This window comes from Mesorhizobium sp. (genome assembly GCF_017306585.1).
In the GTDB taxonomy this organism is placed as follows: Bacteria; Pseudomonadota; Alphaproteobacteria; order Rhizobiales; family Rhizobiaceae; genus Mesorhizobium.
In genome coordinates this window covers 85525-104833 of record NZ_JAFKIC010000108.1, presented here as the reverse complement: position 1 = coordinate 104833, position 19309 = coordinate 85525, and the positions used below count along the sequence as shown (strand labels likewise).

Genomic DNA, 19309 nt, shown 5'->3' with positions numbered 1-19309 from the left:
CGCAACAGCCCGCGCAGCAAGGCCGCCTCCGGATCGCCCTCCTCCATGCGCAGCCACACCAGCCCGCCCTGCCAGTCATAGAAGGCGCTGACGGCGGCCTGCATGCGCAGCGTCAGCACCATCTGATGCGCCTGCGAAGGCGCCATCGACACGCGCCAGACCGGCTTCTCACTGCCGTCGGCGAAAGGCCTACAATCGCGCACATCTCGCCAGACACGCTGCGAGGTCTCGCCCGAAATTTCTTCCAGAGCGCCGGCGCCGCCAAGCAGCCCCTTCAGCGCGCCGACACGATAGGCGACGGAGGGACCAAAGCCCTCGACGCGCAGCAGCGTGGCGGCATCGCTGCCGAGCGCACCGTCGGCCACGCGCGCCGCGACGCGCTCCGGCAGATGGGCAGCGCTGGAGACTTCGGCGCTGGAGCCGAGCGCCAGGGCCATGGCGCTCGCCGCGGCATCGTCGAGCAGGCCGCGGACCGCAAGCGTCACCTCGGTCTCGGCCGAAGGCAGCACCTTGAAGGTGACGTCGGTGAACACGGCCAGCGTGCCCCAGCTGTTGGCCATCAGCTTGGACAGGTCATAGCCGGTGACATTCTTGACCACGCGGCCGCCGGACTTGAAGGCCTCGCCGCGTCCGGACACGACGTTGATGCCCAGGACGTGATCGCGCGCGGCACCCGCCTTCAGCCGGCGCGGACCGGAGAGGTTGGCGCCAAGCACACCGCCGATGGTACCTTTGCCCGGTTCGCCGCCGAGCAGTGGACCGTAGTCCATCGGCTCGAACGCGAACTGCTGACCGTTGTCCGCCAGCAGTCTTTCGATTTCGGCCAGCGGCGTGCCGGCCTTCGCCGACAGTACAAGTTCGGCCGGCTCGTAGAGGGTGACGCCGGAGAGTTTCGACAGGTCGAGCGTGTGCTCCGTCTGAAGCGGACGGCCAATGCCGCGCTTGGAGCCGTGGCCGAGGATTTCGACAGGGGATTCCTCAGCCGCCGCCCATTGGACGGTGGAGAGAACTTCGGCTGAAGTGGTTGGGGTGAAGGTGGTCATCGGTTGGCGCCTTTCCCCACAGAGGCCGGCGCTGCCCCCTCTCCGTCCGCTACGCGGCCACCTCTCCCCCATATTGTGGGGGCGAGGAAACCATGCTTGTGAAGGCTGCGACCTCTGCGATTATCGGTTCCTCGCCCCCATGAAATGGGGGAGAGGTGGCTCGGGCGAAGCCCGAGACGGAGAGGGGGCCTCATAGAGTGCCGTCTCCTATTTTCCTGGCCGCGAAAACGAACCTGAGGTCCGCAGCGGCAACATCTTCAGCGAGCCGCCCTTCAAACACCGCAAGGATCGTTTCGCAAACGCTCCTCGTGTTCTTCAGAACATCGAAGTTCCAGAACCGCAAAACCGAAAAGCCTTCGCCACGCATGAATTCATCTCGTCGCCTGTCGTATGAACTGTCCGCATGCTGGCTGCCGTCCAGCTCTATGATCAGCCTTTGGCTTCGGCAGGCGAAATCCGCGAAATACGGACCAATGGGCATCTGGCGAACGAATTTGTAGCCGCCCAGTTTTTTCGCCTTTAATTCATTCCAGAGAGTTGCTTCCGCTTGATTCTCACCGTGGCGCAACTTTCTCGCACGGGCTATCTTTTCTGGCGAGCGCCGGCTTGGCTGATAGGCCGCCCCCCTCTCCGTCTCGGGCTTCGCCCGAGCCACCTCTCCCCCGCTTTGCGGGGGCGAGGAACCTAAGCTTCGAGATGCCCTCATCAAAACCTCGGAATATCCGGAAACGCCAACTGCCCGCGATGCACATGCATGCGGCCGAGTTCGGCGCAGCGGCGCAGTTGCGGGAACATTTTTCCGGGGTTGAGCAGGTGGTTGGGATCGAAGGCGCATTTGACGCGCATCTGCTGGTCGAGATCGACCTGGCTGAACATCTCCGGCATCAGGTCGCGTTTTTCGACACCGACGCCGTGCTCGCCCGTCAAGACGCCGCCGACCTTGACGCAAAGCCGCAATATGTCGGCACCGAAACTCTCGGCTTTGTCGAGTTCGCCCGGCACGTTGGCGTCGTAGAGGATGAGCGGATGCAGATTGCCGTCGCCGGCGTGGAAGACATTGGCGACGCCGAGGCCGTATTTCTCCGACAGTTCGCGCATGCCGGCCAGCACGCGCGGCAGTTCCTTGCGCGGGATGGTGCCGTCCATGCAGTAATAGTCGGGCGAGATACGGCCGACCGCCGGGAAGGCCGCCTTGCGCCCGGCCCAGAAGCTCAGCCGCTCCTGTTCGGACTGCGAGATGCGGCAGGTGGTCGAGCCGTTGCGGATGGCGATCGCCTCGACCGCGGTGATGAGATGGTCGACCTCGACGCCGGGGCCATCGAGCTCGACGATCAGCAGCGCCTCGACATCCAGGGGATAGCCGGCATGGACGAAATCCTCGGCCGCGTGGATTGCCGGCCGGTCCATCATTTCCATGCCGCCCGGAATGATGCCGGCGCCGATGATATCGGCCACGCACTGGCCGCCCTGCTCGCTGGTCGGAAAGCCGATCAGAAGCGCGCGGGCTGTCTCCGGCTTCTTCAGGATGCGCACCGTAACTTCGGTAACGACACCGAGAAGGCCTTCGGACCCGGTCATGACGCCGAGCAGGTCGTAGCCTTCTGCGTCGAGGTGGTTTCCCCCGAGCCGCATCACCTCACCATTCATCAGCACCATCTCGATGCCCAGCACATTGTTGGCGGTCAGGCCGTATTTCAGGCAGTGCACGCCGCCGGAGTTCTCCGCGACGTTGCCGCCGATCGAGCAGGCGATCTGGGAGGATGGATCGGGAGCGTAGTAGAAGCCCTCCTGCTCGACGGCGACGGTGATGCCGAGATTGGTGACGCCGGGCTGAGCGACGACAATGCGGTTGGGGTAATCGACCTGGAGGATGCGGTTGAAGCGGCTCATGACCAGCAGCACCGCATCTTCCAGCGGCAGCGCGCCGCCAGACAGCGAGGTGCCCGACCCCCGCGGCACGACGCGGATGTTGCGGTCGTTGCAATATTTCAGCACGCGGGAAACCTGGGCCACGGTTTCAGGCAGAACCACGACCAGCGGCAGTTGGCGATAAGCGGTCAGGCCGTCGCTCTCGAAGGCGCGCATGGCGTTTGCCGCGTCGACCACGCCCTCACCCGGCACAATGATGCGCATGTCGGCGACGATCTCGTCGCGCCGGCGCATCGTGGCGTCGTCTGGCTTCGGCATGGCAAGACCGGACATCGGCAGCCTCCTCTCGCTTGACTGGTCAAAATCTTTTACCAGTGAAGCGCGTCCGTTGCAAATGCCGACGCGGGGCGGACTACGCGATCAAACTTGGGACAAGCTTCCGCAGCGGCAATCTGCCGCTACTCGCCCGGGTGCCTGGCCGGCTCGGAATGCATCTTGCGCACCCGGCGCACGCCCCACCAGACGAGCAGGATGGCGACCGGCACCGAGGCAGCGGTGACGACCTCAGGCGCGAAAGCATGGCCGAACACCGAGACACCCTTGGCGACGTAGCCGATCAGCCCGACAACATAATAGGAGACAGCGGCGACCGAGAGCCCCTCGACGGTCTGCTGCAGGCGCAGCTGCAGCCGGGCGCGGTTGTTCATGGAAGCGAGCAGGTCGCGATTCTGCTTCTCGACCTCGACATCGACCCAGGTACGCAGCAGCGTGGTGGCGCGGGTGAGCTTGCGCGACAGATTGGCCTGGCGCTCCTCGACCGAGCGGCAGGTGCGCATGGCCGGCGCCATGCGCCGCAGCAGAAACCCCGCCCAGGTGTCATAGCCCTGAACGGCCTCCTCCTCCAGCGCTTCCAGCCGTTCCGTGACGATGCCGTCATAGGCACGGCTGGCGCCGAAACGGTAGAGGCTGGAGGCAGCGTCGGCCTCCAGCTCGGCCGCCAGTTCGGTCAGGTCGGCAAGCAAGGTCTGGCTGTCGCGGGTCTGGGCTACCTTCATTTCCAGCGTTGTCTGGGCCAGCCTGTCCTCGATGCGGCGGGCGCGGCCGGACAAGGTCAGCGCCAGCGGCAGCCCCAGCATGGCAAGCGTGCGATAAGTCTCGATGTCGATCAGCCGCTGCGACAGGGCGCCCGTGCTGGCCGGTGTCAGGCCGCGATCGAGCACCAGCATGCGGGTCATGCCGTCGCCGTCCTGGCGGAAGTCGGTGATGATGGCCGCCGCGCCCCGCTCGACCAGCGAATAGCAGAGGCTGGTCGGGTCGAAAGCAGCGATCAGACGCTCGCTGGCCTGCGTCCATTTGCGGATTTCAAGCCGGATGCCGGAGATGACGGTTCCGGGTGGCGAAAAGCCGTTGCCGAAGGGCGAGTCCTCCTGGGCCCTGCCATTCTCGGAAAGCGGCCCTTCCCACAGATAGGTCGAAAACTCGGTATGCCGCTCCCAGCGCAACGAGCCCTTGCCCCATTTCATGGCGTGGTGGCGGGCATGCCGCTCGGGAGCGGCGATGCCCAGGCGGCGCGACAGTTCCGAAAGGACGGCATGGTCGACCGCGGAGCCTCCTTCGGTCATGAAGGAGAGCTGGACGAGCACGCGCGGCTTCTCGACCAGCGGATGCGGACGAGCATGGACCTCGCCAAGCGCGCCCGGACGTCCCTCATGTGCCGGAAAGCCCATGACGCTGCCCTGGGTGCGCGGCTGGAATTCAAGATTGGACGTCTCGTCCGACACGGCTGGTCCCCCTGTTCTCGACCTCGCGTGCAATCGCGTCCCTCTAGGGCGAAACACAAGACGACGCAAACGGCGACTTTAGCCGGGAATTATCCGTGTCCGGAATTCGGGAAGCGGCTGGGCCCGACGAATTGGATAAATAATTTGACCAGTTGACGACGCAGGCTTTATTCTACGGGACACCGGTTCACCTTCCAGGCATGTCCGTTGAGCGATATTTTTTCAAGGATCGAGCATTCGCGCACCGCCGACGAGGTGGTGCAGCAGATCGAGAGCCTCATCCTCGAGGGCGTGCTGCGCACGGGCGACCGGCTGCCGGGCGAACGTGAGCTGGCGCGCCAGTTCGATGTGTCGCGGCCGATCCTGCGCGATGCGCTGAAGGCGCTCGAAGGGCGCGGGCTGCTGAGTACGCGGCCGGGTGGGGGCACCCATGTCGCCGATATCATCGGCCAGTTGTTCACCAAGCCGGTGGCAGACCTGATCTCGATGCATCGCAAGGCGGTGACCGACTATCTGGAATATCGCCGCGAGGTCGAAGGTATCGCCGCCGAATACGCCGCGCGCCGCGCGACGCCGGAGGATCTGGCCCTGCTCGACCGCATCATGGCGCGCATGGACGAGGCGCACCGCACCGGCGATTTCGACGACGAGGCCGAGATCGATGTCGAATTCCACCACGCGATCTGCGAATGCGCGCACAACATATTGCTGCTCCACACGCTGCGCTCCTGCTACCGGCTGCTGTCGGAAGGCGTGTTCCAGAACCGGTTGCTGGTGTTCACCGTGCCCGGCGCGCGCGAGGCGCTGCTGGCGCAGCACCGGGCAATCCATGCCGCGGTCAAGGCCGGCGATCCGGCCGGCGCACGGCAGGCGGCCATGGACCACATCACCTATGTCGAGCGATCGATGGCGGAAGCCGAGCGCAGCGGCGACTGGCAGCGCGTCTCGCGTCTGCGGCTGCGGCAACGATCGGAAGCCGGTGAAACCGAACCGGCACGCCGACGCTCCTAATCAACTGATCCAGCGGGGAACCCTCATGAGCGACATTCTCACCATCGCAGACCTCAAGGACCTCGCGCGGCGGCGCGTGCCGAAGATGTTCTTCGACTATGCCGATTCAGGCGCCTGGACCGAGAGCACCTACCGGGCCAACGAGGAGGACTTCCAGAAGATCAAGTTCCGCCAGCGTGTGCTGGTCGATATGAGCAACCGCTCGCTGGAATCGAGCATGATCGGCCAGAAAGTGTCGATGCCGGTGGCGCTGGCGCCAACCGGCCTCACCGGCATGCAGCATGCCGATGGCGAGATGCTGGCCGCACAGGCGGCGGAGGAGTTCGGCGTGCCGTTCACGCTGTCGACGATGAGCATCTGTTCCATCGAGGATGTCGCCTCGGCGACCAAGAAGCCGTTCTGGTTCCAGCTCTATGTGCTGCGCGACAAGGATTTCGTGCTCAATCTGATCGACCGGGCGAAAGCGGCCAAGTGTTCGGCGCTCGTGCTGACGCTCGACCTGCAAATCCTTGGGCAGCGCCACAAGGACGTCCGCAACGGGCTGTCGGCGCCACCCAAGATGACGCTGGCCAACATCATGGACCTGGCCTTGAAGCCGCGCTGGTGTCTTGGCATAGCCGGCACCAAGCGCCGTACGTTCCGCAACATCGTCGGCCATGCCAAGGGCGTCGGCGACGTCTCTTCGCTGGCGTCCTGGACGACGGAGCAGTTCGACCCGCAACTTTCGTGGAAGGATGTGGCCTGGATCAAGGAACGCTGGGGCGGCAAGCTGATCCTGAAAGGCATACTCGACAAGGAGGATGCGCTGATGGCGGCCAAGACCGGCGCCGACGCGATCGTGGTTTCCAACCATGGCGGGCGCCAGCTCGATGGCGCATCGTCCTCGATCATGGCGCTGGAAGAGATCGCCGATGCGGTCGGCGATCAGATAGAAGTGCATATGGATGGCGGCATCCGCTCCGGCCAGGACGTGCTGAAGGCGCTTTGCCTCGGCGCCAAGGGCACCTATATCGGCCGGCCATTCCTTTACGGCCTGGGCGCGCTCGGCAAGGAAGGGGTTACCAAAGCGTTGGAAATCATCCGCAAGGAGATGGACATCACGCTGGCTCTATGCGGAAAGCGTCTGGTCACCGACATGGGCAAGGACCAGCTCCGGCGCTAGCCCCTGACACTTGACCACGGAGATACCGAGACGTTGGCGGAACCCGGCATCCATTTCCTCGACGCGCACGGGCCGGAGGGCGTTCGCCTCTATGCGATCGGCGACGTGCATGGCCGGCTCGACCTGCTCGCCGCCATGCACCAGCGGATCGAAAGCGAATTGCAGTGGAAGCCGGTCCCCGACTGGCGGATAATCCATCTCGGTGACTATGTGGACCGTGGCCCCGACTCCAGGGGCGTCATCGACTTTCTGATCGAGGCGCGAGAACGCGACCCGCGCAATCTCATGATTGCCGGCAACCATGATGTCGGCTTTCTGGACTTTCTGCGCACGCCGGACCCGGAAGGGCTTTTCATGCGGTATGGCGGCGTTCAGACCGCCGAGTCCTACGGAATTTCCCTGACCGCCGACGCCAGCTGGTTCGGCAAACCTGAGACGCTCAGACGCGGGCACGCCGCCCTGCTCGAAGCCATGCCGCAAAGCCATGTCGATTTCCTGCGCTCGCTGCCGTTCTCGGTGACATCAGGCGACTTCTTCTTCTGCCATGCCGGCATCAGACCAGGCATTCCATTTGACAAGCAGAATCCGCAGGACCTGATCTGGATCCGCGACGTTTTCCACGACCACACCGGCCTCTTCCCTAAGATCGTGGTGCACGGCCACACTCCGGTAGCGGAAGCGGAAGTCATGGCCAACCGCGTCAATGTCGACACGCTTGCCTGGCAGTCCGGCATGCTTACCGCCCTCGTCGTGGACGGGGCGGACAAACGCATACTGGAAATATCGATAAAGTAAGCCTCGACGCGCCCTAAGCGGGCAAGCCGGCCTCAGCGGAGGGAAGCGGTGACGCCGTAGCCGTCGACGGCGTTGTGGTTATTGGCTGCGTCAGCGGCATAGATACCCAGACCGCAGAGCACGATGGCGGACAGCATGGCAAAGGACAGAAGCGCTGCTTTCACGGAAGTCATCTCTTGTTGAGCTTTCTGCATCTGTGCATGGGACGGTTACCAATGCGTTGAAACGAAAAATACGTCTCAAAGTTTCGACGATTTCGCGCTTCTAAGCGTGTTCTGTATCGACGGTGTGTCGCACGGGTCACACAAAAGGTTCATCCCGGTTGCACAGCCAATGCAGAGCGCGCGCCTTCTAGGATGGCGGGCGGACACAAGCCAAGCATGAAAGGTGTTTTCCCCAGCCGGTTTCACGGCTGCGTGCCAATTATGCCACGCGGAACTCCGGGGACAGGTCGCTCAGATCGTCGCCACCCAGGCGCGGGCGATCGCCAGACCGGCGGCATCGGCGTCCGGCCCGTTGCGGGCCATCTCGCCATCGAGCTTGCCGGCCCAGTCGGGATGGCGCGCGGCGATGGTCGGCGCGAAGGAAGAGCTCCAATCCTTCACCATCGGGCGGTCGGCCTCGAAATGGAACTGGAAGCCGTAGACGGCGCGGCCGACGCGAAACGCCTGGTTCGCGGCGACATCGTTGCCGGCGAGCCGCACGGCATTTTCCGGCAGCTCGAACGTGTCATCGTGCCATTGGAAGATCGGGAACTTCTCCGGCAGATCAGCCAGCACCGGATCGGCCTTCGCATCCGGTGTCAGCGACACGCCGCGCCAACCGAACTCATTGGCGGCGCCGATGCGGTTCTCGCCACCGAAGGCGCGGGCAACGAGCTGGCTGCCGAGACAGATGCCGAGGACGGAGCGATCCTTGCCGGCGAAATCGCGGGTCAGTTCGAGGAGTGCCGGGAAATAGGGATATTCCTCATCGGCCAATGCATTCTGCCCGCCGCCGAGCACCACCATGGCATCGTGGCCGGCGGCGTCGGCCGGCAGCGGATCACCCTTATAGGGAGAGCGCACGTCGAGATCGGCACCGGCTTCCACCAGTGCGGCACCGACCTGGCCGAGGCCGGTATTGTCGTAGTTCTGGACCACCAGCACCCGCATCGCAAAACCCTGCTGACATGAAAATGATGCCAGGAGCGATATCATGGCGCCTGTATTCCAGCCAAGATGCGTATCCCAGGAGAGAACTATGCCACTGCAGAACCGGGTCGATCCGTTCGGCGCCATCCACGCGGTGCCCGAGCGCGGTCTGTTCACCGGCAATCGCGGCATCATCCACGATCCCGCGACCAAGACGCTGTTAAAAAAGCGCTGGGCGCTTCAGGCCTGGATCATCTGCGTCTGCCAGTTCCGCAATGTCCGGCGCGAGCCGATGGGCCGCAACCGGCCGGGCGGGAAAGCCGGCTGGACCGAACTGTTTTTCCTCGACGAGGTGACGGCATTGGCCGCCGGGCACCGGCCCTGCTTCTTCTGCCAGCGGGAGCGAGCCAAGGAATTTGTCGGCCGCTTCGGCCAAGCGTTCGGCATCGCAGAACCGCGCGCGCCGCAGGTGGACAAGCGGCTGCACAGGGAGCGGCTGGCGTCGGGCGACAAACCGCAAGGGGTGACAAAGGATGAGCTTAGCCTCCTGCCGGATGGCGCTATGGTTGCCGATGGCGGCAACGCTTATGCCTTGCGCGGTGGCAAGGCGTCGGCATGGTCCTTTGCCGGATATGGTCCGCCTTTTAGGCTTGATCAATTCGAGGACAAGCCGCTTGTCGTGCTGACGCCGCAAACGACGCTTGGCGTCCTGCGCCATGGTTTTCAGCCCGTGTGGCATCCATCAGCGAAGACTTGACGGCAACGACCGCCTCGACCATTCCTCGGCGATGCGCGCAAATTACAAGATGCAACGCCTGTTCGTCCCCGATGATCTGGGGCTCGACATCGAATTCGAACCCGGCCAGCAGCAGAGCCATTATCTCATGCATGTGCTGCGGCTCGATGAAGGCGCCGAGATCCTTGTCTTCAACGGCCGTGACGGCGAGTGGTCGGCGGCCATAGCGGCGAAATCGAAGCGCTCGGTTCGGCTGAAAGTGTTGGTTCGGCAAAGGCCGCAGCCGCCCCTGCCCGACCTCATCTATTGTTTCGCGCCGCTGAAGCAGGGAAGGCTCGATTATCTCGTGCAGAAGGCGGTCGAAATGGGCGCCGGCGTCTTGCAGCCGGTCGTCACCCAGCACACGCAAGTGCCGAAACCCTCGATCGACAAGCTGCGCGCCAATGTCGTCGAGGCCGCGGAACAATGCGGCATACTGGCCGTGCCGGAAGTCCGTGAAGCGGAAAAATTCGAGCGCATGCTGACCGGCTGGGACAAGGAGCGCCGGCTGGTCTTCTGCGACGAGGATGCCTCGACCAACAATCCGTTGCCGGCCTTGCAAGCGGTGAAGGAGAAGAAGCTCGCACTGCTGGTCGGGCCGGAAGGCGGCTTTTCCGATGACGAGCGCAAGACGCTGCGCGCGCTCCCCTTCGTTACCGCCATTCCGCTCGGACCGCGCATCCTGCGCGCCGACACGGCGGCGGTGGCCGCGCTTGCCGTGATGCAGGCTACCATTGGAGACTGGTAGAGGTCTTCCCTTCTCCCCTTGCGGGAGAAGGAAGAGCGGTCGTCATCTTCAATTCCTCTTGACCTGTGGCTCAGGATTTTTCGCTTGATCGGCTGCTGACATTTCGTCCATTTACCGCCCGGCGGTCGCTCGACCGTCCTACAGCGCCGCGCGTCCTTTCGGAGGCGCAAAGGACGCTGTAGCATTTTTATTTGGCCCATGATCCCTTCCGAAAATCGAAGATCGATTTTCGGGGTCATGTGCGGAGGGCACAGGCATGGCGCGCGATACAACCGATTTCCGGCCGATCGAAGACTTCGACGAACTCGTCGCGCACCTGGCCGAGGGCAACAAGCCACGCGACAAGTGGCGCATCGGCACCGAGCACGAGAAGTTCCCCTTTTATGTCGATGGCAACGAGCCGGTGCCCTATGGCGGCGAACGCGGCATCCGCGCCATCCTCGAAGGCATGCAGCACAAGCTCGGCTGGGATCCGATCGTCGATGACGGCCGCATCATCGGTCTGGTCGAGCCGACCGGCCAGGGCGCGATCTCGCTGGAACCCGGCGGTCAGTTCGAACTTTCCGGCGCTCCGCTGGAGACGATCCACCAGACCTGCCGCGAGGGCAACGCGCATCTGGCGCAGGTGCGCGAGATCGCCGAACCTTTGGGAATCCGCTTCCTCGGTCTCGGCGGCAGCCCGAAATGGTCTTTGGCCGAGACGCCGAAAATGCCGAAGTCGCGCTACGAGATCATGACGCGCTACATGCCCAAGGTCGGCACCAAGGGCCTCGACATGATGTACCGCACCTGCACGATCCAGGTTAATCTCGACTTCGAGAGCGAGGCGGACATGCGCCGCAAGATGCAGGTGTCGCTGAAGCTGCAGCCGCTGTCGACGGCGCTGTTTGCCAATTCGCCCTTCACCGAGGCCCGGCCGAACGGCCTGCAAAGCTGGCGCGGCGACATCTGGCGCGACACCGACAACCAGCGCTCGGGCCTGCTGGAGTTCTGCTTCTCGCCCGATTTCGGTTTTGCCGACTATGTCGAATGGGCGCTCGACGTGCCGATGTATTTCGTCATTCGCGACGGCCAGTATCACGACATGACGCACCACACCTTCCGCCAGTTCATGGCCGGTGCCGCCCGCAACGAAGTGCCCGACGGGCTGCCGACGATGGGCGACTGGGCGAACCATCTTTCGACGCTGTTCCCCGATGTGCGGCTGAAGCGTTTCCTCGAAATGCGCGGCGCCGATGGGGGCCCCTGGCGGCGCATCTGCGCGCTGCCGGCCTTCTGGGTCGGCCTGCTCTATGACGAGGCGGCACTCGACGCGGCCGAGGCGCTGACCTCGAGCTGGACCTATGGGGAAGTGCTGGCCATGCGCAATGCCGTGCCTGAGCTCGGCATTTCCGCCCCCTTCCGCAACACCACGCTGCGCGAGATCGCGCGCGACGTCCTGGCCATCTCGCGCACAGGGCTGAAGAACCGCGGCAGGAAGAACCGCGACGGCTATGACGAGACCTCCTTCCTCAACACTTTGGACGAAGTCGTGGCGCGCGGCACGACCAGCGCCGAGGAGATGCTTTCGGCCTACCATACGCGCTGGGGCGGTTCGATCGAGCCGGTGTTCATGGAATACGCCTATTGAGCGACCCAGATCGTCGCGGCCGCTCGCATGAGAAAGCCGCTTCAATCGGCGATTGAAAGGAACTAGGTTTCTCCGAAGAGGATACTTCCGGAGGAGAAGCCGATGCCCACCCTGTTCGACATGCTGGCGCAGGCCCAGAACGGCAATGGCATGCAGGCGCTTGCCCAACAATACGGGCTTTCGATGCAGCAGACGCAGGCAGCGGTCCAGGCGCTTCTACCCGCCTTCTCGCAGGGACTGCAGCGCAACACCGCCGATCCCTACGGGCTCGGCGCTTTCATGACGGCGATGGCGAGCGGCCAGCACGCCAAATACTTCGACGACGCGACCCGGGCCTTTTCGCCGCAAGGCATCGATGAGGGCAATGGCATTCTGGGCCATCTGTTCGGCTCGAAAGACCTGTCGCGCGCCGTGGCCGCGCAAGCCGCGCAGGCGACGGGCTTGAACCAGCAAATCCTGCAGCAGATGTTGCCGGCCATGGCCTCGATGATGATGGGCGGGCTGTTCCAGCAGACAAACAACCAGATGCAGGCCGCGGGCGGCTTCGGCGGCGGCAACAATCCGCTGGGCGAAATCATCGAACAGATGATGCGCCAAGGCGGAGGCATGCAGGCGCCGCAACAGCGCCAGGCGCCGCCTCAGCAGAACCCGATGGACAATCCACTGGGCAAGGTCCTGCAGGACATGTTCGGGGGTGGAACGTCGCAGCCGCAAAGCCAGCCGCAGCAGGCTCCCAATCCCTATGGCGACAATCCGCTCGGCAAGGTGCTGCAGGATATGTTCGGCGGTGGCGCGCAACAGCAGCCGCAAGGCCGTGCACAGCCGCAACCGCAGCAGACACAGAGCCCCTATGGCGACAATCCGCTGGGAAAGATCTTCGAGGACATGCTGCGCCAGGGCGGCGGCTTCGGCCTGCCCGGCGGCCAGCCGGCGCCACAGCCATCACAACAACGCCAGGCGCCGCAGCCGCAAACCAATCCGAGCGGGAGGCCCCGTAACCCGTTCGACGACCTGTTCGGCAGGATGTTCGAAACCGGCGCGCAACAACGCGACGAGTACCAGAAGGGCGTCGAAACCATCTTCGACCAGTTCAAGCGGGATATGGACCGGCGGTAGTTCCAGCAATGACTTTAGGTGAAATAGTCGTCAACGGCTTGATGGGTGCATCATTGCTCGGAGCTGTCTACTCAGTTTTTCGATATGACTTCCTTAATCCACGCGATGCTCCAGGCTACAGGGACATTCGCGACGCCTTGAAATATGGCAAACCGCTTCCGTCACAATGGAAGCGCTTAGACGAGAGCAATCGCGCCGGCTATGGAATATTTGCCGTATGCTCGTTGGCTTTCGGGATTGTCATTTTCGCCGATAAATGGCTGGCAGAGTTAATCGATCAGTTCTAAGTCAAAAAAGAAAAGCCCGGTCCTGGAGAGGGACCGGGCAATGTGCAGGCTGGCCGGCGGGGAACCGGCAGGGAGTGGGGAGCCTGCATGAACCTTGGTCGCGCTGAATCCTGAAAAGGTTCAACGGCACCCAAAATCCAGACGATCAGGCTACCTTGCGGGCAAAATCCTCGATCGTTTCGACGCGATCGCTGGCGATCTCACGCAGCATCGCCGTCGGATCGCGGCCGAAGGGCACATCGATGGCGACATGCAGGTCGGCACGCGTCAGGCCGATATCGGCCAGTTCGGCATCCGACATTTCGCCCAGGCGATAGAAGGCGCGGCGATTTTTCCAGGCGCGGTAGAAATTGACGGCGGTGTTGGCCACGCGCGTCGCGACGGCCGGACGCGAGGTGATGCGCGAGGTCTCGGAGGCGAATTCGATCGTGGTCATGGCAATCTCTCCTTCGGAGCAGAGCGGACGCAACCAGGCAATCGGCGCCTGGGAGAAGCGCCGTTCCGGTTCCGATTCACATGCCTTCATGTGGATGCTGCCAATCTGCCATCGGCCGATTGATTAATCCAACGAATGTTTCTAATCTTTAGCATCAACATCAATGATGGATCATTCCGATGAAAGCGCCGCTCGATCTCGATCAGTTGCAGACCTTCATCTCGATCGCCGACACCGGCAGCTTCACCCGCGCGGCGGAAGAAGTGCACCGCACCCAGTCGGCGGTGTCGATGCAGATGCGCCGGCTGGAGGAGCGGATCGGCAAGCCGCTGTTCGAGAAAGACGGGCGCAGCAACAAGCTGACCGAGGAAGGCGACAAGCTGCTTTCCTACGCAAGGCGGCTGCTCTATCTCAACCGCGAGACGCTGGCGGCCTTCGACGACCAGCGGCTCGAAGGCACCATCCGCATCGGCACGCCGGATGATTACGCCGACCGGTTCCTGCCCGAGATCATGGCCCGCTTCACGCGCTCCAATCCGCGCGTCGAACTGACCGTCATCTGCGAGCCGACGCCCGGACTGGTCGAGCACATCAAACGCGGCAATCTCGACCTGGCGCTGGTGACGCACAATGATGTGCGTGGCCAGTCGGAAGTGGTGCGGCGTGAGCCGCTGCTTTGGGTCTCCTCAGCCAACCACGCGACGCATGAGCAGGAAATCCTGCCCATGGCCTTCGGCCGGCCGAACTGCATCTGGCGGCGCGCCGCCGTCGACGTGCTGGACCAGCAGAACCGCGACTACCGCATCCTGTTCACCAGTTTCTCGGCGACCGTCATTACCGCGGCCGTGCTGTCCGGCCTGGCGATCTCGGTGCTGCCAGAATGCGCGCTGAGGCCCGGCATGCGGGTGCTGGGCGAAGCCGACGGTTTTGGAACGCTGCCCGACTGCCGCATCGGCATCATGCGCGGCCAGACCTCGCGGCCCGAGATCGTCGACGCGCTGGCCCGCCATATCTCGGAAAGCCTCGACAACATCTCGGTGCCGCTCGGCGAGGAGACGGGAACATTCGACTTCGCCGCACTCGCCTTTGCCAAGATGAAACGGACGAGGCCGAACCAGATCCTGCCTGGCTGGTAGGACAGATCGGGGGGCAGACCCGACAGAGCGCCTTGACGCGAGGCGCCAACCGGCCCCCAATCGACCGATGAGCGAAGCAGCATCCGAATCACGCACCAACGCCACCGAATACACGGTGAGCGAGATCTCAGGCGCGCTGAAGCGCACGGTCGAGGACGTCTTCGGCAATGTGCGGGTGCGCGGCGAAATATCGGGCTATCGCGGCCCGCATTCGTCCGGCCACGCCTATTTCGCGCTGAAGGACGACCGCGCGCGGCTCGACGCCGTGGTGTGGAAAGGCACGATGAGCCGGCTGAAGTTCCGTCCCGAGGAAGGGATGGAGGTTATCGCCACCGGCAAGCTCACCACCTATCCCGGCAAGTCCAATTACCAGATCGTCATCGACAATCTGGAGCCGGCCGGCGCTGGCGCGCTGATGGCGTTGCTGGAGGAGCGCAAGCGCCGGCTGCAGGCGGAAGGGCTTTTCGATGCGGGCCGCAAACGCCGGCTGCCGTTCATGCCGCGCGTCATCGGGGTGGTCACCTCACCGACCGGGTCAGTCATCCGCGACATCATCCATCGCATCAAGGACCGCTTCCCGCTGCACGTCCTGGTCTGGCCGGTGCGCGTGCAGGGCGAGACGGCGGGGGCGGAAGTGACCAATGCCGTCAGCGGGTTCAACGCGCTGACCTGGGACGGCCCCATCGCGCGCCCGGACCTGCTGATCGTGGCGCGCGGCGGCGGCAGTCTCGAGGATCTCTGGGGTTTCAACGACGAGGCGCTGGCCCGCGCCGTCGCCGCCTCCGGCATCCCGGTAATCTCGGCCGTCGGCCACGAGACCGACTGGACGCTGATCGACCTCGTCGCCGATGTGCGGGCGCCGACACCGACGGGGGCGGCCGAATTCGCCGTGCCGGTTAAGGCAGACTTGGAGGCGACGCTGGCCAGCCTCGGCGCACGGCTCAAGGCCGCGGTGCTGCGCAACTTCGAACGCAAGCGGCAGGCGGCCCGTGCGGCGGCGCGCGCATTGCCCTCGCCCGATCAGTTGCTGGCGCTGCCGCGCCGGCGTCTCGACGAGGCGACATCCAGGCTCGGCCGGGCGCTCTCGGTCAGTGTCGATCGCAAGCGGGCGCGCCTCCAGGGACAAAGGCTGACGCCGGCCACGCTGTCGCGGCGCATGAACGAGGCCCGCACCTTGACCGGACGCGACCTCGCACGCGCGCAGGCAGCGTTCTTCGCCATCGTGCGCGAACGGCGGGCGCGCTTTTCGCGCACGGCGACGCGGCTGTCGCCGGCGCCGATCTCCCGCCGGCAGAAACTGCAGGCCGACACGCTGGCCACATTGGCAAGGCGGCAAGACAGGGTGATCTCGCTGCGGCTCGAACGCCTGCGCGGCCAGTTGAGCCAGGCCGAACGCCTGCTGACCACGCTTTCGCACAAGGCCGTTCTGGCGCGCGGTTTCGCCCTGGTGAAGGATGCCGACGGGGCGGTCATCAAGCAGGCGGCCGACGTGGCATCGGGGATGGCGCTTACGCTGGAGTTCGCCGACGGGACGGTGGATGCGGTGGCAACGAGCGGCGCGGGAGAGCCTAGGCCGGCCATCAGGCCCGCTGCCAAGGCGCCAGCAGCCAAGACCCCAGTCGCCAAGACCCCAGTTACCAAGACAAGGGAACCAGGCAATCAGGGATCGCTGTTCTGATCATGACCGACAATCCGCACCATCTGGCGACACCATCGGGCAAGCCCCGCGCCCGAAGCTTCGGCATCGGCTTCGACGGCACGCCGGGCCCGTTCAACGCGATCACCGACGTGGGCGGCGTCGCAGTCGGCTATAAGACGTTGATCTCGGGCGATGGTGCCCTTGTCGTCGGCAAGGGGCCTGTGCGCACCGGCGTCACCGCGATCCTGCCCAGGCCGCTCACCGACCTTGCGACGCCGGTCTTTGCCGGGGTTTTCAGCCAGAACGGCAATGGCGAGTTGACCGGCACCCATATCATCGAGGAAACCGGCGCCTTCAATTTCCCGATCACCATCACCAACACCCACTCCTGCGGTGTATCGCGTGACGGCACGCTGCGCTGGATGAGCAAGGTGCTGCCGGAAGCCGTCGACAGCGCCTGGGGCCTGCCCGTGGCGGCGGAGACCTATGACGGGTTTCTCAATGACATCAACGGCCATCATCTGACGTTTGGGCACGTCGCGGACGCTCTCGATGCCGCCGCCGGCGGTGCGCTCGAGGAAGGCAGCGTCGGCGGCGGCACCGGCATGATCACCTTCGGCTTCAAGGCCGGCTCCGGCACCGCGTCAAGGGTCGTCGCATGGCAAGGGCGCACCTACACGGTCGGCGCCTTCGTGCAGTCGAATTTCGGCAAGCGGCACAATTTCACCATCCGTGGCCTGCGCGCCGAATCCGAACTCACCGAACCGGCAATCCGCGAAGCCACGTCGCGCGCGGAAAAGGGCTCGATCATCGCCGTCATCGCCACCGACGCGCCGTTCCTGCCGCACCAGATGAAGCGGCTCGCGCGCCGCGTGCCACTCGGCGTCGCCATGACCGGCGGCTTCGGTTACCATAGCTCGGGCGATATCTTCCTCGCCTTCTCGACCGCCAATCCCGCCGCCGCGCTGGCCCAGCCAGGCCGCATGGCCAATGCCGATTTCATCCCAGACAGCGACATCGATCCGTTTTTCGACGCCGTGATCCAGACCGTCGAGGAATCGATCCTCAATGCCCTGGTCGCCAATGACGACATGACCGGGCGCGACGGCAATTTCGTGCCGGCATTGCCGAAGGCGTGGTTGAGAGAAAAATTCGGCTGAACAAGGCCGGTCGCAGGCAGTAACGAAAAAGCGGGCCGAACAGCCCGCTTTTTCGTATCAGATGGGTTGGCCGGCCGCTATTTCGTCGCGCCGCCTGATGCCTGCTGTTCATCGGCCTCGGCTGCTTCCTCTAGCCGGGAAGCGATCAGTTCCTGGATGTCGCCGACCTCTTCCTGGATGTCTTCCAGCGGAATGCCGACCTCGGCCGCCTTGGCGGCGCATTCGCGGGCCAGTGTCTCGGCCTGCTTTTCGATCCTGGCGTGCGACTGGCAGTGAACCTTCTCGCCAATCCATCCGCGCAAGAACTCGATCGCATGTTCACTCATACTTTTGTTCCCTGGCGGCAAAGCCGGTTGGTAATCATAAACGTCGACATCCCGCGAAGGATGCATGTTCCCATTCCAGCCGAGTCGTCACCGGCTCGCAAGCCGACGCCGTCCAAGGTCCACAGAGCCGAAGGAAATCGAGGATGAGAGAACATTTTCTGATTCTAAGAGACTGATACCGTTGCGGGAATCCTATCCCGCGGAGAGAGGCTGCTTCTAATTGCTTCTTACGGCTTTCAGTCCGTTTGCATCTCACTGGCTGTTACGACAGCTGCCTGACGACGTCACCGTTCGCGGACATCCGCCATCGAGGCCGCCGCTATATAGTGATATCCTCATGCAATGTCGACTCTCCTCGCTGTCGCGCCCACAGGGCTGTGTGAAAGCCGCCAAAATCAGAAGTTCTCGACCCAGGGCCTGAGCTCCAGTTCCCATGTCCAGGCGCTGCGATGCTGGCGATGGATATCGAGATAGGCCTGCGCGATCGCATCCGGCGACAGGCGGCGATCCGGCGGCTCGGACGGCTGTCCGGACGCGGCCGAGGCAATCGCTCCATCAATGATGAAATGCGCAACGTGGATGTTTTTCGGCGCCAGTTCCCGAGCCATGGACTGGGCCAGCCCGCGCAAGCCGAACTTGGGCATGGCGAAACCGGCGGAGCCCGCGAACCCCTTCACGCTTGCCGTCGCGCCGGTGAAGAAGATCGACCCCGAACCCTGGGCGAGAAGCCGATGGGTTGCCTGCTGGCCGACCAGGAAACCGCCATAGGCGCCGACCAGCAGCGCCTGCCGCACCGCCTCCGGATCGAGCTCGGCGATCGGACCGCGGGCGCGGCCGCTGGCGTTGAAAACCACCAGCGAAAGCGGGCCGGCCTTGTCGGCAGCCTCGAACAGACGCTCGACCGAAGCGGGGTCGGAAACATCCGTCGTCACGGCCCGAGCGCCGGTCTCGGCCTGCAGATCGCCCAGTTTTTCGATGTTGCGGGCAGCCAGGATAACCTGGAAGCCCTCGCTGGCGAGAAGGCGCGCCAGCGAGGCGCTCAGGCCGGAACCGGCGCCGGCAATGACGGCGACATTGGATGTCATGGGATTTTCCTTCTCTCCGTTGGCTGTGGGCCATGGCTGAGCATGTGTCGAAGCTTGCCGGATCGGCAAGGTGCGGACAACGCACTGGGCGAAAAGAAAAATGGCCGGGCGCGAAAACGGCCCGGCCAAAAGAAGGTCATAACCTTCAGAGGGGAACACCGTTCAGCGAAATGGGAG

General features: G+C 64.0%; 20 protein-coding genes. 11 read left to right on the top strand and 9 right to left on the bottom strand.

The features are described 5' to 3' along the window. The 4 genes from J0I79_RS05320 to J0I79_RS05305 all read right to left on the bottom strand — a co-directional run. The coding region (locus tag J0I79_RS05320; RefSeq protein WP_292855563.1) for an FAD-binding protein at nt 1-1043 on the bottom strand (1043 nt) is incomplete at its 3' end. 190 nt (nt 1044-1233) lie between these two features. Beyond that, entirely contained in the window at nt 1234-1698 is a 465-nt protein-coding gene (locus J0I79_RS05315) for a DUF559 domain-containing protein (RefSeq protein WP_292855562.1), read from the bottom strand. A gap of 50 nt (nt 1699-1748) precedes the next feature. Next, the gene (locus J0I79_RS05310) at nt 1749-3245 is read right to left on the bottom strand and encodes an FAD-linked oxidase C-terminal domain-containing protein (RefSeq protein ID WP_292855561.1); all 1497 of its coding nucleotides are present in this window, start codon (nt 3243-3245) and stop codon (nt 1749-1751) included. 125 nt (nt 3246-3370) lie between these two features. Further along, complete coding sequence (locus J0I79_RS05305) at nt 3371-4693, bottom strand: DUF3422 family protein (protein ID WP_292855560.1); 1323 nt, start codon at nt 4691-4693, stop codon at nt 3371-3373. A 207-nt stretch (nt 4694-4900) separates the two neighbouring features. Between J0I79_RS05305 and J0I79_RS05300 the strand changes: the two genes are divergently transcribed. The 3 genes from J0I79_RS05300 to J0I79_RS05290 are packed head-to-tail and all read left to right on the top strand — an operon-like array spanning nt 4901 to nt 7661. Then, nucleotides 4901-5704 carry an FCD domain-containing protein gene (locus J0I79_RS05300; protein ID WP_292855559.1) on the top strand — a complete coding sequence of 268 codons (804 nt, stop codon included), beginning with the start codon at nt 4901-4903 and terminating at the stop codon, nt 5702-5704. Between the two features lie 25 nt (nt 5705-5729). Beyond that, the gene (locus tag J0I79_RS05295; RefSeq protein ID WP_292855558.1) at nt 5730-6866 is read left to right on the top strand and encodes an alpha-hydroxy acid oxidase; all 1137 of its coding nucleotides are present in this window, start codon (nt 5730-5732) and stop codon (nt 6864-6866) included. Between the two features lie 33 nt (nt 6867-6899). Next, nucleotides 6900-7661: a metallophosphoesterase gene (locus J0I79_RS05290; protein WP_292855557.1), complete on the top strand. Its 762-nt coding sequence runs from the start codon at nt 6900-6902 to the stop codon at nt 7659-7661. Nucleotides 7662-7693: 32 nt separating this feature from the next. Here the strand turns inward: J0I79_RS05290 and J0I79_RS05285 are convergent, their stop codons facing one another. Then, a complete protein-coding gene (locus J0I79_RS05285; RefSeq protein WP_013893872.1) occupies nt 7694-7825 on the bottom strand; it encodes a hypothetical protein in 132 nt (43 codons plus the stop codon). A gap of 291 nt (nt 7826-8116) precedes the next feature. Further along, nucleotides 8117-8815: a type 1 glutamine amidotransferase gene (locus J0I79_RS05280; RefSeq protein ID WP_292855556.1), complete on the bottom strand. Its 699-nt coding sequence runs from the start codon at nt 8813-8815 to the stop codon at nt 8117-8119. 88 nt (nt 8816-8903) lie between these two features. On the opposite strand from J0I79_RS05280, the gene J0I79_RS05275 reads away from it, so the two are divergent. The 5 genes from J0I79_RS05275 (at nt 8904) to J0I79_RS05255 (ending at nt 13350) form a co-directional block, all read left to right on the top strand. After that, nucleotides 8904-9551 carry a hypothetical protein gene (locus J0I79_RS05275; protein WP_292855555.1) on the top strand — a complete coding sequence of 216 codons (648 nt, stop codon included), beginning with the start codon at nt 8904-8906 and terminating at the stop codon, nt 9549-9551. A 31-nt stretch (nt 9552-9582) separates the two neighbouring features. Beyond that, nucleotides 9583-10317, top strand: coding sequence for a 16S rRNA (uracil(1498)-N(3))-methyltransferase (locus J0I79_RS05270; RefSeq protein WP_292855566.1), 735 nt, complete (start codon nt 9583-9585; stop codon nt 10315-10317). 256 nt (nt 10318-10573) lie between these two features. Further along, nucleotides 10574-11947, top strand: coding sequence for a glutamate--cysteine ligase (locus J0I79_RS05265; RefSeq protein WP_292855554.1), 1374 nt, complete (start codon nt 10574-10576; stop codon nt 11945-11947). A gap of 102 nt (nt 11948-12049) precedes the next feature. After that, nucleotides 12050-13063, top strand: a complete 1014-nt coding sequence (locus J0I79_RS05260) for a DUF937 domain-containing protein (RefSeq protein ID WP_292855553.1) — start codon at nt 12050-12052, stop codon at nt 13061-13063. Nucleotides 13064-13071: 8 nt separating this feature from the next. Next, nucleotides 13072-13350: a hypothetical protein gene (locus J0I79_RS05255; RefSeq protein WP_292855552.1), complete on the top strand. Its 279-nt coding sequence runs from the start codon at nt 13072-13074 to the stop codon at nt 13348-13350. A 145-nt stretch (nt 13351-13495) separates the two neighbouring features. Here J0I79_RS05255 and J0I79_RS05250 read toward each other — a convergent pair whose 3' ends face one another. Continuing rightward, nucleotides 13496-13786 (bottom strand): DUF1127 domain-containing protein, encoded by a 291-nt coding sequence (locus J0I79_RS05250; protein WP_292855551.1) that lies wholly within the window; start codon nt 13784-13786, stop codon nt 13496-13498. Nucleotides 13787-13965: 179 nt separating this feature from the next. Between J0I79_RS05250 and J0I79_RS05245 the strand changes: the two genes are divergently transcribed. From J0I79_RS05245 to J0I79_RS05235, 3 genes are all read left to right on the top strand, one after another. Further along, on the top strand, nt 13966-14922 hold the full coding sequence (locus J0I79_RS05245) for a LysR substrate-binding domain-containing protein (RefSeq protein ID WP_292855550.1): 957 nt from the start codon (nt 13966-13968) through the stop codon (nt 14920-14922). Nucleotides 14923-14989: 67 nt separating this feature from the next. Next, a complete protein-coding gene (gene xseA, locus J0I79_RS05240; RefSeq protein ID WP_292855549.1) occupies nt 14990-16600 on the top strand; it encodes an exodeoxyribonuclease VII large subunit in 1611 nt (536 codons plus the stop codon). Nucleotides 16601-16602: 2 nt separating this feature from the next. Further along, nucleotides 16603-17721, top strand: a complete 1119-nt coding sequence (locus J0I79_RS05235; RefSeq protein ID WP_292855548.1) for a P1 family peptidase — start codon at nt 16603-16605, stop codon at nt 17719-17721. Between the two features lie 77 nt (nt 17722-17798). Here the strand turns inward: J0I79_RS05235 and J0I79_RS05230 are convergent, their stop codons facing one another. Beyond that, nucleotides 17799-18047, bottom strand: a complete 249-nt coding sequence (locus J0I79_RS05230; protein WP_292855547.1) for a hypothetical protein — start codon at nt 18045-18047, stop codon at nt 17799-17801. A gap of 395 nt (nt 18048-18442) precedes the next feature. After that, nucleotides 18443-19132, bottom strand: a complete 690-nt coding sequence (locus tag J0I79_RS05225; RefSeq protein WP_292855546.1) for an SDR family NAD(P)-dependent oxidoreductase — start codon at nt 19130-19132, stop codon at nt 18443-18445. Between the last annotated feature and the right edge of the window lie 177 nt (nt 19133-19309).

What these genes read in the sequence shown, in the direction of transcription:
- J0I79_RS05255 (WP_292855552.1), top strand. Translation starts at nt 13,072, where the DNA reads ATGACTTTAGGTGAAATAGTCGTCAACGGCTTGATGGGTGCATCATTG.
- J0I79_RS05275 (WP_292855555.1), top strand. Translation starts at nt 8,904, where the DNA reads ATGCCACTGCAGAACCGGGTCGATCCGTTCGGCGCCATCCACGCGGTG.
- J0I79_RS05250 (WP_292855551.1), bottom strand. Translation starts at nt 13,786, where the DNA reads ATGACCACGATCGAATTCGCCTCCGAGACCTCGCGCATCACCTCGCGT.
- xseA (WP_292855549.1), top strand. Translation starts at nt 14,990, where the DNA reads ATGAGCGAAGCAGCATCCGAATCACGCACCAACGCCACCGAATACACG.
- J0I79_RS05225 (WP_292855546.1), bottom strand. Translation starts at nt 19,132, where the DNA reads ATGACATCCAATGTCGCCGTCATTGCCGGCGCCGGTTCCGGCCTGAGC.
- J0I79_RS05265 (WP_292855554.1), top strand. Translation starts at nt 10,574, where the DNA reads ATGGCGCGCGATACAACCGATTTCCGGCCGATCGAAGACTTCGACGAA.
- J0I79_RS05270 (WP_292855566.1), top strand. Translation starts at nt 9,583, where the DNA reads ATGCGCGCAAATTACAAGATGCAACGCCTGTTCGTCCCCGATGATCTG.
- J0I79_RS05260 (WP_292855553.1), top strand. Translation starts at nt 12,050, where the DNA reads ATGCCCACCCTGTTCGACATGCTGGCGCAGGCCCAGAACGGCAATGGC.
- J0I79_RS05245 (WP_292855550.1), top strand. Translation starts at nt 13,966, where the DNA reads ATGAAAGCGCCGCTCGATCTCGATCAGTTGCAGACCTTCATCTCGATC.
- J0I79_RS05310 (WP_292855561.1), bottom strand. Translation starts at nt 3,245, where the DNA reads ATGTCCGGTCTTGCCATGCCGAAGCCAGACGACGCCACGATGCGCCGG.
- J0I79_RS05230 (WP_292855547.1), bottom strand. Translation starts at nt 18,047, where the DNA reads ATGAGTGAACATGCGATCGAGTTCTTGCGCGGATGGATTGGCGAGAAG.
- J0I79_RS05295 (WP_292855558.1), top strand. Translation starts at nt 5,730, where the DNA reads ATGAGCGACATTCTCACCATCGCAGACCTCAAGGACCTCGCGCGGCGG.
- J0I79_RS05280 (WP_292855556.1), bottom strand. Translation starts at nt 8,815, where the DNA reads ATGCGGGTGCTGGTGGTCCAGAACTACGACAATACCGGCCTCGGCCAG.
- J0I79_RS05235 (WP_292855548.1), top strand. Translation starts at nt 16,603, where the DNA reads ATGACCGACAATCCGCACCATCTGGCGACACCATCGGGCAAGCCCCGC.